The sequence below is a fragment of the Sphingobium sp. EP60837 genome (assembly GCF_001658005.1).
Classification (GTDB): Bacteria; Pseudomonadota; Alphaproteobacteria; order Sphingomonadales; family Sphingomonadaceae; genus Sphingobium; species Sphingobium tyrosinilyticum.
In genome coordinates, this window is the sequence record NZ_CP015986.1 from 685,121 (window position 1) to 698,886 (window position 13,766).

The window sequence follows — 13,766 nt, forward strand, 5'->3', positions numbered from 1 at the left end:
TTTATTTGCCCAGCTTTTCGGCGGGAATGGCTTTTTCCACGCGCTGCTGCGGGCGTTCCCCGCCGCGCGACCATAGCAGCGCGACCAGGCCGATAAGCAGGACGATCAGGATGATGGGAATGATGGGAAGGCGCGACCCCCGACGGCGTGAACTGCTATCGAAGGTGCTGAAGGAACGATTGCTTCTCATGGATCCTTGTGCGGCCGAGCCGGAAAGTTGAGGAAAGATGCGATTTGCCTCTGCGACGGGGGGATGTATAGCCCCCTCCGCCATGCAGCGAAACAGCAAATCCGTGTCCCCTCAGTCTAAGCGCGGCCCGATCGTCCTGATCGGCATGATGGGCGTGGGAAAATCGACCGTCGGACGGCGGCTCGCGGCGCGCCTCGGCCTTGCGTTCGTGGACGCTGACGAGGAGATCGAAAGGGCTGCGGGCATGACGATCACCGAAATGTTCGGACGCTATGGCGAATCCTATTTCCGCAATGGCGAGCGGCGCGTAATCGCCCGACTGCTGGATGATGAGCCCAAGGTGATCGCGACCGGCGGCGGCGCTTTCATGCAGGAAGAGACGCGCACGTTGATCCTGGAGCGGGCGACGGCCGTGTGGTTGGACGCCGACATCGACACATTGGTCGATCGCGTCTCCAGGCGAGAGGGTCGTCCCCTACTGAAAGGCAAGGACCCGCGCGTAGTGCTGACCGAACTCGCCGCCGCGCGCAATCCTTTCTACGCACTCGCCCCCATTCATGTGAAGAGCATCGCCGCGCCCCATGAAGTGGCGGTCGAGCGCATCCTGGAGAAACTGGTCGCATGGCATTAGTCCGCGTCGCGCTGGATGCGCGCAGTTACGATATCGTCATCGAACAGGATGCGCTGGGCCGGGCCGGTGAGCACCTGGCGCGATATGCGCGCAACGGGCGGCTGGTGGTGGTGACCGACGCGAATGTGGCGAAGGCGCAGCTGCCGCGCCTGGAGGGCGCATTGCGCGCCGTCGGGATCGCTGTAGAGCCGATCATCCTGCCAGCGGGTGAACAGACGAAGAGCTGGCGGCATCTGGAGCAACTGCTCGACCAGTTGCTGACGCTGGAAGTCGAGCGCGGCGATCATGTCGTGGCGCTCGGCGGTGGCGTCATCGGCGATTTGGTGGGTTTTGCTGCTTCAATCCTGAAGCGTGGCTGTCACTTCATACAACTGCCCACCACCCTGCTTGCCCAGGTTGATAGTTCGGTGGGCGGCAAGACAGCGATCAACGCCCGCGCGGGCAAGAACCTGGTCGGCAGCTTTTACCAGCCCAGCCTCGTGCTGATCGATCCATCGACGCTCGACAGTCTGCCGCGGCGGGAGACGCGAGCGGGCTATGCCGAAGTCGTTAAATATGGACTGATCGACGATCCGGACTTTTTCGCCTGGTGCGAGACTGAAGGCGCGCGCCTGCTGGCAGGTGACCGCGCCGCACGGGAATTTGCGATCGAACGCAGCGTGCAGGCAAAGGCGGCGATCGTCGCCGATGACGAGCGAGAGACGTCCGGACGCCGCGCCCTGCTCAACCTCGGCCACACCTTCGGTCACGCGCTGGAGGCCGACACCGGCTTTTCCGACAGGCTTCTGCACGGAGAAGGCGTTGCGGCCGGAATGGCTCTCGCCTTCCGCTATTCGGCACGCCTCGGGCTCTGTGCTCCCGACGATGCCGAGCGGGTGACGGAACATTTGAAAGCCGTGGGCCTGCCCTACGACCTCGCCAGCGCTCATGTCACAGGTGATGGCGCAGCACTGGTCGCGCATATGCTGCATGACAAGAAGATGGCGGCGGGCACGCTGCCCTTCCTGCTTGCACGAGGCATCGGACAGACGTTCCTGTCGAAGGATGTCGTGCTGGCGGATGTGGCCGCGTTTCTGGATGAAGATCGGGCGGGCTGACAGCGGCGGTTCACTCCGGAGAACCTGAGGCTTTCCCGCTCATCCGTTCGCTTCAAGCGAAGTCGAGAAGCGGCACGCGCTAACCGACGTTCTCACCTGACCTCCAACATTGCGCTTCCTGCAAACAAAAAGGGCGCCCCGGAGGGCGCCCTTCTCATTCGTCCGTCGAACGGAGCGATTACTTCTTCAGCGTCAGGCCGCCGAAACGCTTGTTGAAGCGCGCCACCTGGCCGCCCTGCTCCAGCTGACGCTGACCACCCGTCCAGGCCGGGTGCGACTTGGGATCGATGTCGAGAGCCAGCGTGTCGCCTTCCTTGCCCCAGGTCGAGCGGGTACGGAAGGTGGTGCCGTCGGTCATCTGGACGGTGATGAAGTGGTAATCGGGATGCGTATCGGCCTTCATGAATCTGCTCCGTCGATGGGCCGGTTTCCGACCGGCCATGGATGCGAAAAATAGCGAAGGCGCGCGGTTACATGGGATTTCCCACGAACGCAAGCCTTCTCATCGGCGCAACCTTCGCCTCCGTTCGGGATGAGCTTGTCGAAGCTCATCCACCTTCGTTCAAGACGTGCCCTTCGACAAGCTCAGGGCGAACAGAGGTGGGTTGATGCCCGTTCCATGTGAGGACCCCAAACTGACGGCTCGGGTCAATCCACCGGCGGGTCGGCGATCATCGCGACGAAATTCGCTTCGGCACAAAGCTTGCCATCCACCGAAGCCTTGCCGAGGAACTTGCAGACGCGCCCCCGAATCTGAAGCAGTTCGACATGAAGGTCGAGCAGGCAACCCGGCTCCACCGGATTGCGGAACTTCGCCCCGTCGATGCTCATGAAATAGACGAGCTTGCCCGAGCCACGAAGATCGAGCGTCTCGACCGTCAGCACGCCCGCGGCCTGCGCCATCGCCTCGACGATCAGCACGCCCGGCATGATCGGCCGTCCAGGGAAATGTCCCTGGAAAAAGGACTCGTTGATCGACACGGCCTTGACCGCGTGGATCTTCTCATTGGGTATGAGAGCAACCACGCGATCGACGAGCAGCATCGGATAGCGGTGCGGCAGCGCCGCCATGATCCCACGAATATCGATGGAACCAGTGGCGGCGGGTGCCGCGTCAACTTCCCCCGTCATCGGCTGCTATCAGCGCGAAGTCGGCTGCTGCGACGGGTTGGCGGGAGCCGCGGCGGCAGGCACCGGGGCCTGACCCCGGGCACCACCGGGCTGCCAGCCAGCGGGCGGCGTGATGCCTACGCTGGGCACCAGCGCGTTGAGTTCGGTCACGACCTGCTGAGTGATATCGACGGTCGGCTGATAGGATACGGTAGCATCCGGCGCGAGGATCAGATCCACCTTCGACTTTGTCATGGCGGACTTGAGCGCGTCGGACAGCTTGGCCGAAATCTGCTCTTCGACATAGGCGTTGGCGAGCGCGATCGGCTGACCCAGCCGCTGCAGTTCGGCCTGGCCGTTCTGGCCAGCCTTTTGATAGGCGTCATATTGCGTTTGGATAGCCGGGGTCGGCTTGCCGCCAGCCGCCTTCATCGCGGCTTCCAGGGCCGTGCCCTTCGCCTTCAGGTCGGCATCGATCGCGTTCTTGCGAGCGGTGAAGCTGTCGATCTGTGCCTTGTAAGTGGTCTGGATCTGCGTCCGCGCAGTCGTGTAGGCCGAACTGGTAGCGACGGCGCGCTGCAGATCGACGACAGCGATGCCGGTCTTGGACTGAGCGGCAGCAGGCGCGCTGGTCAGCACGATGGCAGTCATGGGCGCAAGAGCGAGCGCCGCAGCCTTGATAATCGTCTTCATTAGAATTGAGTCCCTACGTTGAAGCTGATGAGCTGAGTGTCGTCCCCTGGTTCCTTGAGCAGGGCCTTGGCGATGTCGATGCGGAACGGCCCGAAAGGCGAGTTCCAGTTGATGCCAAACCCCACGGAAACACGCGGCTTGAGCGTGTCGCCGAGATATACTTCCTCAAATCCGGTGCCATCCAGATAGGCGGCGTCAAAACCCGTTGGTGGAGCATTACAATTACCCAGCGACGCTGCGCGAACGGTGCTCGCGCTGCCCGTGGTGCCTGTTTGAGGAGTTACGGAGCAGTAGCCGGGGAAGTTCGTGGGGATCGGATCGCGCAATCCCGCGACAGCACCAGCATCTACGAAAATAGAAGGACGCAATCCCATTTCACGGGCGCCCGAACCAAGCGGAATTTCGACTTCTGCGCGAGCAAGATAGTAGATTCTACCACCCAGCGCGTCATCCCTGACATTGTTGTCGCCAGTACTGCGAATGAAGCTGCCCGCGTTGTCCGGATCTTCCACTAGGTAGAAACGCTTCACACGCGGCCCGATACCGCGGATATCAAAGCCGCGAATCTGCGGATTGCCCAGGAAGAAGCGATCGGTCAGGCGGACTTTGTCCACCAACTCGCCGGAGGCGTCGCGACGCTCACCTTCAAGGCTGTGGATATAGCCACCTTCCGCAGACAGCGAGAAGATGAAGCCCCCGCCCAAAGGCCAGTATTTCGATCCGTTTAGACGCGTGCGGATATATTTGACGCTGCCGCCTAGGCCAGCGAAGTCCTGGCTGACCACGACATTATGCCCACGCGTTGGACGGATGCGATTATCACGATTATCGTAGATCAGCGAGTAGCCGAGCGAGGATGTCGTCCGCTTTCCAATGGCGTCGCACAAATAGCGCCCAGCCAGGATCGGATCGCAAACCCCATTGGTGTAGTAGGTGTCCTTATCCAGGCTCACATCATCCAGGTTGAGGCTGTAGCGCAGCGCCAACGACATATATTCCGTGATCGGCACGCCAGCCCGGATCTGGAAGCCGGTCGTGGTCTGCTTGTAGGTTGTGTCACGATCGTTATTGTTCAGATAACGGAAGCTGTTGAGGTCGCGGCGATAGATGTCGCCGCCCAGCGCGATATTCTTGTCCATGAAATAGGGCTCGGTGAAGCCCAGTTCAACGGACTTGGAATAGCTGGAATAGTTGACGCTCGCCCGCAGTTCCTGTCCCTTGCCCCGGAAGTTGCGCTGGGTAATCGACGCCGCGACGATGAAGCGCTCAAGCGAAGAGAAGCCGGCCGACAGCGACAGTTCACCGGTCGATTTTTCCTGGACATTGGTTTCCAGCACGATGCGGTCGGGCGCGGACCCGGGCTTCTGTTCGATATCCAGCTTTTCCTGGAAGAAGCCTAGCGAGTTGATGCGGTCCTTCGAACGCTTGACGAGGAAGCTGTTGAACGCGTCGCCTTCCGCCAGACGGAATTCGCGGCGAACCACCTTATCCTGCGTCAGCGTATTGCCGTTGATATCGACGCGTTCGACATAGACGCGCGGCGCATTGGCGATGCGGAAATTAATCCCCATCGTCAGGCTGTCCTTGTCGCGATTGAAGTCCGGCTGCACTTCCGCAAAGGCATAGCCGAACAGGCCCGCCGTCTCGCTCAACGTATCGACCGTGTCCTCGACCTGCTTGGCGTTGTACCAATCGCCCTTCTTCATCGGCAGCGTCTTGGTGAGCGACGCGCTCGACAGGTCACGAATGTCGGACTCGACCTTTACGTCGCCGAACTTGTAGCGCTTTCCTTCCTCGACCACATAGGTGATGATGAAGTCCTGCTTGTCGGGCGTGAGTTCCGCGACTGCCGAAATCACACGGAAGTCCGCATAGCCTTCGGTCAGGTAGAATTGGCGCAGCTTCTGCTGGTCATAGGCCAGGCGATCCGGGTCATAGCTGGTGCCCGAGGAGAAAACGCGGAACCACCGCGACTGCTTCGTCACCATCTGGCTGCGCAGTTCGCCGTCGCTGAACTTGTCATTGCCGATCACGTTGATCTGGCGGACCTTGGACTTGGGCCCTTCCGAAATTTCAAAGACGATATCGACGCGGTTCTGGTCGAGCTGAACCATCTTCGGCTCGACGGTCGCGGCGAATCGACCTTGGCGGCGATAAAGCTCGATGATGCGGGCGACGTCGGCACGGACCTTAGACCGCGTATATATCTGGCGCGGGGCGAGCCTGATTTCCGGCCGGATCTTGTCTTCCTTCAGCCGCTTGTTGCCTTCCAGCACGATGCGGTTGATGACCGGATTTTCCTTCACCTCGATGGTGAGCGCGCCATTGTCATTGCGGATCTGAACATCCGCGAACAGCTCCGTCTCGTAAAGGTCGCGCAGGGCCTGATCGAGAGATTCCTGGGTAAAGGGCTGACCAATGCGCAGCTTGGTGTAGGACAGGACCGTGTCGGGCTCCAAGCGCTGCTGGCCCACGACATTGATGCTACGGACTGTGCCCGCGGTCGGCAGCGCAGCAGCAGGAGCGGGCGCTGCCGGGACGGCGGCTTCCTGCGCCAGCACGGGAACCGCAGACAGGCCGCCGAACATCGTCGTTGCCAGAAGGGCCGCGACAACCGGGCGCTGTCTCTTGCTGCTCATCATCGCTGTCACCCGCTCTACCCTTTTACAAAAAAGCAAATCTTCGTTCACGCCGGGAAAGACGACGCTAAATCGCGTCTCCCTGCCCGATACGGCTTAGCCGATCAAGCCGGACAGGCGTTCCCAGAGACCGAAAGAAGATAAATCGTTGAAAGTAACCAGCATCATCATGGCCAGGAGCACCGCCAGGCCCGAACGATAAGCCCATTCCTGCACGCGCGGACTGACCGGCCTGCGCTGCACTGCCTCCACCCCGTAAAATAAAAGATGCCCGCCATCGAGCATGGGGATTGGCAACAGGTTGATGAACCCCAAGTTAATCGAAATGAGCGCCATGAAGAAGACGAAGCTTTCGATGCCCAGCGTCGCCGCCTGACCCGAAACCTCGGCAATCTTGAGCGGCCCGCCAAGTTCCTTCACCGAGCGGCCGCCGCCCAATATCTGGCCCAGCGTCTCCACCATAGTGCGGATGATCTGGCCCGTCTGCTTGATAGCGACGATGGGCGCGCGCCAGAGCGCGACCGGCTCAACCACGGGCTCCCCCGGAGCGATACCCAGCCGACCGATCCGGTAGCTGTTCCCAAAGCCGTCTCGCTCCTGCACCGCGCCGACGTGGCCCTGCTTCTCGATACTTCTGCCTGCGCGTTCGATCAGGATCTTCACCGGCTCATCGGGACGGATCTGCGCATAGAGCCGGATATCGTCGAATGTCGCCACTTCCCGGCCGTTGAGCGAGACGATGCGGTCGCCTGGCTGAATCCCCGCCGCAGCGGCCGCGCTGCCCGGCTGAACCTGACCGGCTACCGCTGGCGTGCGGCTTTCCCCATGGGCGAAGGCGAAGGCGGCAAGGATCAAGATAGCGAAGAGGAAGTTGATGAACGGCCCCGCCGCCACGATTGCCGCCCGCTGCCACAGCGGCTTGGCGGGGAAGCTTTCCGCACGCTCGGCGGCAGGAAGCTGCAGCCAGGCCGGATCGGTCTGGCTGGAGGCGTTCATATCACCCTTGAAACGGACATAGCCTCCCAGCGGCAGCGCGCCGATCCGCCAGCGTGTGCCGCGGCGGTCCACCCATGCGGCGATTTCCGGACCGAAGCCGATCGAAAAAGCCTCCGCCTTCACCCCGCACCAGCGGCCAACCAGATAGTGGCCCAGCTCATGCACGAAAACGAGCGGTCCGATGACCGCTACAAAGGCTAGGACGGTCAACAGAAAACCGGGGTTCTGGATCAAGCAGTCAATCTTTCCATCACATGTCGCGCCATGCTTCGCGCCTGCGCATCCGCTTCCAGCACATCGTCGATCCCGCTTGGCACAGGCGCGCTATAGCGGTTCAGAACGTCCTCCACAATCATGGCGATATCAAGGAAGCCGATGGCACCTTTAAGGAAGGCCGCGACGGCCACTTCATTGGCGGCATTGAGAATCGCCGGAGCCGCGCCACCTGCTTCCGCGGTGTGCCGCGCCAGACGAAGTGCCGGGAAGCGATCTTCGTCCGGAGCCTCAAAGTCCAGCCGTCCCGCCTGCGCGAGGTTCAGCGGCTGACACGGCGTCTCCATCCGCTTGGGCCAGGCAAGCGCGCTCGCAATGGGGATGCGCATGTCAGGCGATCCAAGCTGAGCTAAGGTCGAACGGTCCCGATATTCGACCATGCTGTGAATAATCGATTGGGGGTGGACCAATATCTCGATCCGGTCGAGCCCGACGGGGAAGAGATGAGCTGCCTCGATCAGCTCCAGCCCCTTGTTCATCATAGTCGCGCTATCGACGCTGATCTTCGCGCCCATCGACCAATTGGGATGCGCCACCGCCTGAGCAGGCGTGATGTCGCGCATCTCTTCCCGGCTGCGGGTGCGGAAGGGACCGCCGCTCGCGGTCAAAATAATCCTTGCCACATCTTCCAAGCGGCTTCCGGCAAGGCACTGGAAAATAGCATTATGTTCGCTATCGACCGGCAGCAGCGTCGCGCCCGAATGCTCCACCGCATCCATCATGAGCGCGCCTGCCGAAACCAGCGACTCCTTGTTGGCGAGCGCAACCGTGCCGCCTGCCTTCAACGCCGCCATTGTAGGGCGCAGGCCCGCACAGCCAACGATCGCCGCCATGCTCCAGTCCGCGCCAGCCTCAGCCGCTTCCACTAGAGCCCCTTCGCCCGCGGCAGCTATAACGCCCGATCCTTCAAGCGCGGCCTTGAGTGCGTCATAGCGCGCTTCATCCCCGATCACCGCCATGCGCGCGCCGAACTGGCGCGCCAGCGCGGCCAGGCCATCGACGTCACTGTGGGCGGTGAGCGCGACGACTTCAAATGCGCCGGGGTCGCGCTGAATGAGGTCGAGCGTCGACATGCCGACAGAGCCGGTCGCGCCGAAGATTGAAACTTTACGCATCAGGAAAATACCAGAAAAAGATAGAGGAGCGCCGCCAATGGAGCGGCGGTGGCAACGCCATCCAGGCGGTCCATCACCCCGCCATGGCCGGGTAGCAGGCTCCCGCTGTCCTTGACCCCCGCGCGCCGCTTCATCGCGCTTTCAAGCAGGTCGCCAAGCTGGGCCGCCACCGCCAGCAGCCCGCTCGCGGCGGCAAGCTGGATCGGCAGGCCCGCGAACCGGTGCAGCACAAAGCCGAGGACCAGCGCGGCAAGCACGCCGCCGCCCAGTCCAGCCCAGGTCTTGGACGGGCTGACCCGGGGAGCCAGCTTGGGGCCGCCGATCGCGCGCCCCGAGAAATAAGCCCCAATGTCCGTCGCCCAGACGAGCGCCAGCGCCCAGAAGGCCAGCAGCAGGCCGAAATTGTCCGGCTCTTGCTGCCGCAGGAAGATGAGCGCCATCACCGGCACGCACACGTAAAAGACGCCCATCGCCAGCCGCAGCGAGCGCGTAATCAATGCAACGAAGAAAAAGGCCGCCACCATAAGCGTGAAGGCTGTCCAGGACACTCCAGCCGCCAACGGACAAAGCAGCGCCAGCGGGACGGATACGGCAAACATCGACAAGCGCCGGTGCTCAGGCGTCGCTCCCGCCAGGTCAGCCCACTCCCCCTGCATCAGCACGCCCGCGATAACGAGCAACAGCCAGAAGAAAAATCCGCCGAAATAGAGTCCCGCCGAAGCCAGAAATACAAGGAGAATGCCGACGATCGTGCGGGTACGAAGCTCGCTCGACATAGATCACAGCCCGCCGAAACGGCGGTCCCTCAAGCGGAAGGCATCAAGGGCCTCGGCAAGCGCCCCCGCATCAAAATCGGGCCAGAGCGTATCGGTGAAATAGAGTTCGGCATAGGCCGCCTGCCACAGCATGAAGTTGCTGAGCCGCTGCTCTCCCGAGGTCCGGATCAAAAGGTCGAGCGGCGGCAGGCCGACAGTATCGAGGCCCGCTTCCACATCGCCGATGCCGATTGCATCCGGGTCGATTTCGCCCGCCTGAACACGCTGAACGATGCTTTGCGCCGCCCGCACCAGTTCGTCCTGCGCGCCATAATTGAGTGCGATGGCGATGATCGGCCCAGTATTGGCCGCGGTCCGCGCCACCGCCCGTTCGATGAGATCGACGAGCGCGGGATCAAGCGCCTGATAATTGCCGATGACGCGCAGCCGGACACCGTTCGCGTGAAATTCGTCCAGGTCGGATTCGATAAAGCGCCGCAGCAACCCCATGAGGTCTGCCACCTCGCTCGCGGGCCGCTTCCAATTTTCAGAGGAAAAGGCGTAGAGCGTCAGGCACTCCAATCCCAACTCGCGCGCCGCGCGCGAAACCCGGCGCACAGCCTCCACGCCAGCGCGATGTCCGGCGATGCGGGGCAGGAACCGCTTCTTCGCCCATCGGCCATTGCCATCCATGATGATGGCGACATGACGCGCGCCATGACCGGACGCATCGCCATGGGCGAGGTCGGACTGGGCTTGGCTTGCCATCAGAAGTGCGCGCGAGCGGTGGACACGGGGCGGAGCGTCCCGGCTCAGTGGCCGAGAATTTCCTTCTCCTTGGCGGCCGTCACCGCATCGATATCGGCGATGGTGCTGTCGGTCAGCTTCTGCACCTCGGTTTCGAGGCGCTTGCGCTCATCCTCGCTGATCTCACCCTTCTTTTCGTCGGTCTTGAGATGGTCCATGCCGTCGCGGCGGACATTGCGGACCGCAACACGCGCGCCTTCCGCATATTTGCTGGCGAGCTTGGCCAGTTCCTTGCGCCGCTCCTCGGTCAGATCGGGGATGGGCAGGCGTAGCGTCTGACCGTCAACGATCGGGTTCAGGCCCAGGCCCGCCGAACGGATAGCCTTGTCGGCCGGGCCAACATTGGTCTTATCCCACACCTGAACTGACAACATGCGCGGCTCGGGCGCGGAAACGGTAGCAATCTGGTTCAGCGGCATGTGCGCGCCATAAACCTCAACCGTCACCGGATCGAGCAGCTGGATATTGGCGCGGCCGGTGCGCAGACCCGCCAGGTCGCCCTTCAGCGATTCGACGGCCCCGTGCATCCGGCGTTCGAGGTCGGCCTTGTCATATTGAGCCATGGTCTTTCAGCGCTCCTGATTTTGCACGATCGTCGCAACACCGTCACCGGCCAGCACCTTGGCCAGATTGCCGGTTTCGCGGATGTTGAACACGACGATGGGAATATTGTTTTCGCGGCAGAGCGCAATGGCGCTCGCGTCCATGACCTTCAGATTGTCGTTCAGCACCCGGTCGAAGCTGATCTGGTCATAACGCGCTGCATCCGGCACCTGCTTGGGATCGGCATCATAGATGCCATCGACGCTGGTACCCTTGAACAGCGCGTTGCAATTCATTTCGGCCGCACGCAGCGCCGCAGTGGTATCAGTGGTGAAGAAGGGACTGCCGGTCCCCGCCGCGAAGATGACGATCCGGCCCTTTTCCATGTGCCGCACCGCCTTGCGCCGGATATAAGGCTCGCAGACCGAGGCCATCGGGATCGCCGACTGGACGCGCGTGTCGTAGCCGATCTTTTCCAGCGCATTCTGCACCGCCAGCGCGTTCATCACGGTGGCGAGCATGCCCATATAGTCGGCGCTGGTGCGGTCGAAGCCCTTCGCGGCGCCCGCCAGACCCCGGAAGATATTGCCGCCGCCGACCACGACGCAGATTTCGAAGCCCGCATCCTTCGCCGCAGCGATCTCGGACGCGACGCGGTTCACGGTCTCTGGCTCGATGCCGAACTGCCCCTGCCCCATCAGCACTTCGCCCGAGAGTTTCAGCAATATGCGCTTGAACGGCGGACGGGTCATGCGGGGCAAAATTCCTCTAGAGGCAGACAAGGAAATGGCGCGCACCTTAGGCAGCGCGCGCCACTCTGTGAAGTCCTTAGCGTCCTTGGGCGGCTTGTCGAGAAGCCTTGCTTCCCGCGCGCCGCCCGAACCGAACGCTTTGTCAGATCACGGCCGGATCAAACGCCCGCAGCCGCGGCGACTTCGGCAGCGAAGTCGCTCGTTTCCTTCTCGATGCCTTCACCGAGCTGGAAGCGGACATAATTTTTCAGCGTGATCGACTTGCCTGCATCCTTCGCCGCCTTGGCGACGACGTCGGCCACCGGGGTCTTGTTGTCCATGACGAACAGCTGCGACAGCAGGGCGTTCTCCTTCGCGTACTTAGCCACGGCGCCATCGACCATCTTCGCGACGATCTCGGCGGGCTTGCCCGATTCGGCAGCCTTTTCAGCGGCGATGGCGCGCTCACGCTCCAGCAGGGCCGGATCGATGTCGGCCGCAGACAGCGCCAGCGGGAAAGCCGCGGCAATGTGCATCGCGATCTGCTTGCCCAGCGGCTCCAGGACGTCAGCAGGCGCATCACCTTCCAGCGCGACGAGAACGCCGATCTTGCCAAGGCCCGGCGCAGCCGCGTTGTGGACGTAGGGGACGACCACGCCCTGGCTTACTTCCACCTGGCCGACGCGGCGCAGGGTCTGGTTCTCGCCGATGGTAGCGATGTTCGACACCAGCTTTTCCGAAATGGTGCCGCCAGCGGGGTGGGCCTGAGCCGACAGCGCTTCGGCGTCGGACGCGCCGCTGTTCAGAGCCACCTGCGCCACGGTGCGGACGAAATCCTGGAACTGGTCGTTCTTGGCGACGAAGTCCGTTTCGCTGTTCACCTCGACGGCAACGCCCTTGGTGCCAGCGACAGCGACGCCAACCAGACCTTCGGCGGCGGTGCGGCTGGACTTCTTCTGCGCGGCGGCAAGCCCCTTGGCGCGCAGCCAATCGACGGCGGCTTCCATGTCGCCATTGGCTTCGGCGAGCGCCTTCTTGCAGTCCATCATGCCCGCGCCCGAACGGTCGCGCAGTTCCTTGACGGCGGCAGCGGTAATCTCGGCCATGTTTCGGCTCCTAAATGTTCGATGGGTTCAAATATGAATGGTTCAAACAAGCAGTAGGGCGCGTTCCGGTGGAGCGCGCCCTAGCCTGTCAATCTTGCAGTTCGAAGACCGCGGGATCAGGCCTGCGCAACGACCTCTTCAACCTCGGGCTCATCGAGAGCGCCCAGGTCAACGCCCGAAGCCTGCTGCGCCCCACGGTTGCCCTTGGTGGCGGCGGCGGCGATAGCGTCGCAGTAGAGGCGGATCGCGCGGCTGGCGTCATCGTTCGCGGGAACCGGGAAAGCGATGCCGTCGGGCGAGACGTTCGAATCGAGGATCGCAACGACCGGGATGCCCAGCGTGTTGGCTTCCTTGATCGCCAGCTCTTCCTTGTTGGCGTCGATCACGAACATGACATCGGGGATGCCGTTCATGTCGCGGATGCCGCCCAGCGACAGTTCGAGCTTCTCGCGCTCGCGGGTCATCTGAAGGACTTCCTTCTTGGTGAAGCCGTGGGTGTCGCCCGACAGCTTCTCTTCGAGGGTCTTCAGGCGCTTGATCGAGCCCGAGATGGTCTTCCAGTTGGTGAGCATGCCGCCCAACCAGCGGTGGTTGACGAAATGCTGGCCCGACTTGCGCGCGGCTTCAGCGATCGGGTCCTGCGCCTGGCGCTTGGTGCCGACGAACAGCACCTTGCCACCGGCTGCGACGGTCCCCGATACGAAATCCAGTGCGCGGCCGAAGAGCGGCACGGTCTGCGACAGGTCGAGAATGTGGATGCCATTGCGCTCGCCGAAGATGTACGGCTTCATGCGCGGGTTCCAGCGGTGGGTCTGGTGGCCGAAGTGAGCGCCGGCCTCGATCAATTGGTGCATGGTGACGACAGGAGCCGCCATAATATTTCTCCTTCCGGTTGATGCCTCTGGGAATCAGGAACTGAAACGCGAACGCCGCAGCACCGGATATGTGCGATTCCCATGTGGAATGGCGCGGCCCTTAGCCCCTACCACGCAGCGATGCAAGGGGTTGACTCGCTGAGAGATTGAGAACATAAAGTGAACATGTGGAACAAACAGGCGCTCCGGCCGGTTTGCTGCCTTC

General features: G+C 62.3%; 15 protein-coding genes. 2 read left to right on the forward strand and 13 right to left on the reverse strand.

Annotation, left to right across the window (positions count from 1 at the left end; all coding sequences use genetic code 11):
* Position 1: 1 nt before the first annotated feature.
* The gene (locus EP837_RS03220) at positions 2-190 is read right to left on the reverse strand and encodes a hypothetical protein (RefSeq protein ID WP_066524409.1); all 189 of its coding nucleotides are present in this window, start codon (positions 188-190) and stop codon (positions 2-4) included.
* Between the two features lie 82 nt (positions 191-272).
* On the opposite strand from EP837_RS03220, the gene EP837_RS03225 reads away from it, so the two are divergent.
* Together EP837_RS03225 and aroB are read left to right on the forward strand one after the other, a co-directional pair.
* Positions 273-821: a shikimate kinase gene (locus EP837_RS03225; protein WP_066524410.1), complete on the forward strand. Its 549-nt coding sequence runs from the start codon at positions 273-275 to the stop codon at positions 819-821.
* Positions 812-1,918, forward strand: a complete 1,107-nt coding sequence (aroB, locus tag EP837_RS03230) for a 3-dehydroquinate synthase (RefSeq protein ID WP_066524412.1) — start codon at positions 812-814, stop codon at positions 1,916-1,918. Before EP837_RS03225 ends, aroB begins: the two co-directional genes overlap by 10 nt.
* A 178-nt stretch (positions 1,919-2,096) precedes the next feature.
* Here the strand turns inward: aroB and rpmE are convergent, their stop codons facing one another.
* The 12 genes from rpmE to rpsB form a co-directional block, all read right to left on the reverse strand.
* Positions 2,097-2,321 (reverse strand): 50S ribosomal protein L31, encoded by a 225-nt coding sequence (gene rpmE / locus EP837_RS03235; protein ID WP_037461922.1) that lies wholly within the window; start codon positions 2,319-2,321, stop codon positions 2,097-2,099.
* Positions 2,322-2,566: 245 nt separating this feature from the next.
* Positions 2,567-3,049 carry a 3-hydroxyacyl-ACP dehydratase FabZ gene (gene fabZ / locus EP837_RS03240; protein ID WP_066524414.1) on the reverse strand — a complete coding sequence of 161 codons (483 nt, stop codon included), beginning with the start codon at positions 3,047-3,049 and terminating at the stop codon, positions 2,567-2,569.
* A gap of 9 nt (positions 3,050-3,058) precedes the next feature.
* Positions 3,059-3,721 (reverse strand): OmpH family outer membrane protein, encoded by a 663-nt coding sequence (locus tag EP837_RS03245; protein WP_066524416.1) that lies wholly within the window; start codon positions 3,719-3,721, stop codon positions 3,059-3,061.
* Complete coding sequence (bamA, locus tag EP837_RS03250) at positions 3,721-6,363, reverse strand: outer membrane protein assembly factor BamA (RefSeq protein ID WP_066524417.1); 2,643 nt, start codon at positions 6,361-6,363, stop codon at positions 3,721-3,723. Before bamA ends, EP837_RS03245 begins: the two co-directional genes overlap by 1 nt.
* Positions 6,364-6,456: 93 nt before the next feature.
* Positions 6,457-7,590 (reverse strand): RIP metalloprotease RseP, encoded by a 1,134-nt coding sequence (gene rseP / locus EP837_RS03255; RefSeq protein WP_066524419.1) that lies wholly within the window; start codon positions 7,588-7,590, stop codon positions 6,457-6,459.
* The gene (locus tag EP837_RS03260; protein WP_066524421.1) at positions 7,587-8,744 is read right to left on the reverse strand and encodes a 1-deoxy-D-xylulose-5-phosphate reductoisomerase; all 1,158 of its coding nucleotides are present in this window, start codon (positions 8,742-8,744) and stop codon (positions 7,587-7,589) included. The genes rseP and EP837_RS03260 overlap by 4 nt, the downstream gene beginning before the upstream one ends.
* On the reverse strand, positions 8,744-9,520 hold the full coding sequence (locus EP837_RS03265) for a phosphatidate cytidylyltransferase (protein ID WP_066524423.1): 777 nt from the start codon (positions 9,518-9,520) through the stop codon (positions 8,744-8,746). The genes EP837_RS03260 and EP837_RS03265 overlap by 1 nt, the downstream gene beginning before the upstream one ends.
* Before the next feature lie 3 nt (positions 9,521-9,523).
* Positions 9,524-10,267 (reverse strand): isoprenyl transferase, encoded by a 744-nt coding sequence (locus EP837_RS03270; RefSeq protein ID WP_066524424.1) that lies wholly within the window; start codon positions 10,265-10,267, stop codon positions 9,524-9,526.
* 44 nt (positions 10,268-10,311) lie between these two features.
* Positions 10,312-10,869: a ribosome recycling factor gene (frr, locus tag EP837_RS03275; RefSeq protein ID WP_066524426.1), complete on the reverse strand. Its 558-nt coding sequence runs from the start codon at positions 10,867-10,869 to the stop codon at positions 10,312-10,314.
* 6 nt (positions 10,870-10,875) lie between these two features.
* The gene (gene pyrH / locus EP837_RS03280; protein ID WP_066524428.1) at positions 10,876-11,601 is read right to left on the reverse strand and encodes a UMP kinase; all 726 of its coding nucleotides are present in this window, start codon (positions 11,599-11,601) and stop codon (positions 10,876-10,878) included.
* A 158-nt stretch (positions 11,602-11,759) separates the two neighbouring features.
* The gene (gene tsf / locus EP837_RS03285; protein WP_066524429.1) at positions 11,760-12,686 is read right to left on the reverse strand and encodes a translation elongation factor Ts; all 927 of its coding nucleotides are present in this window, start codon (positions 12,684-12,686) and stop codon (positions 11,760-11,762) included.
* A gap of 116 nt (positions 12,687-12,802) precedes the next feature.
* Positions 12,803-13,561: a 30S ribosomal protein S2 gene (rpsB, locus tag EP837_RS03290; RefSeq protein ID WP_066524430.1), complete on the reverse strand. Its 759-nt coding sequence runs from the start codon at positions 13,559-13,561 to the stop codon at positions 12,803-12,805.
* Between the last annotated feature and the right edge of the window lie 205 nt (positions 13,562-13,766).

Coding starts and splice junctions, on each gene's coding strand:
- EP837_RS03220 (WP_066524409.1), bottom strand. CDS start 190: ATGAGAAGCAATCGTTCCTTCAGCACCTTCGATAGCAGTTCACGCCGT.
- EP837_RS03225 (WP_066524410.1), top strand. CDS start 273: ATGCAGCGAAACAGCAAATCCGTGTCCCCTCAGTCTAAGCGCGGCCCG.
- aroB (WP_066524412.1), top strand. CDS start 812: ATGGCATTAGTCCGCGTCGCGCTGGATGCGCGCAGTTACGATATCGTC.
- rpmE (WP_037461922.1), bottom strand. CDS start 2,321: ATGAAGGCCGATACGCATCCCGATTACCACTTCATCACCGTCCAGATG.
- fabZ (WP_066524414.1), bottom strand. CDS start 3,049: ATGACGGGGGAAGTTGACGCGGCACCCGCCGCCACTGGTTCCATCGAT.
- EP837_RS03245 (WP_066524416.1), bottom strand. CDS start 3,721: ATGAAGACGATTATCAAGGCTGCGGCGCTCGCTCTTGCGCCCATGACT.
- bamA (WP_066524417.1), bottom strand. CDS start 6,363: ATGATGAGCAGCAAGAGACAGCGCCCGGTTGTCGCGGCCCTTCTGGCA.
- EP837_RS03260 (WP_066524421.1), bottom strand. CDS start 8,744: ATGCGTAAAGTTTCAATCTTCGGCGCGACCGGCTCTGTCGGCATGTCG.
- EP837_RS03265 (WP_066524423.1), bottom strand. CDS start 9,520: ATGTCGAGCGAGCTTCGTACCCGCACGATCGTCGGCATTCTCCTTGTA.
- EP837_RS03270 (WP_066524424.1), bottom strand. CDS start 10,267: ATGGCAAGCCAAGCCCAGTCCGACCTCGCCCATGGCGATGCGTCCGGT.
- frr (WP_066524426.1), bottom strand. CDS start 10,869: ATGGCTCAATATGACAAGGCCGACCTCGAACGCCGGATGCACGGGGCC.
- pyrH (WP_066524428.1), bottom strand. CDS start 11,601: ATGACCCGTCCGCCGTTCAAGCGCATATTGCTGAAACTCTCGGGCGAA.
- tsf (WP_066524429.1), bottom strand. CDS start 12,686: ATGGCCGAGATTACCGCTGCCGCCGTCAAGGAACTGCGCGACCGTTCG.
- rpsB (WP_066524430.1), bottom strand. CDS start 13,561: ATGGCGGCTCCTGTCGTCACCATGCACCAATTGATCGAGGCCGGCGCT.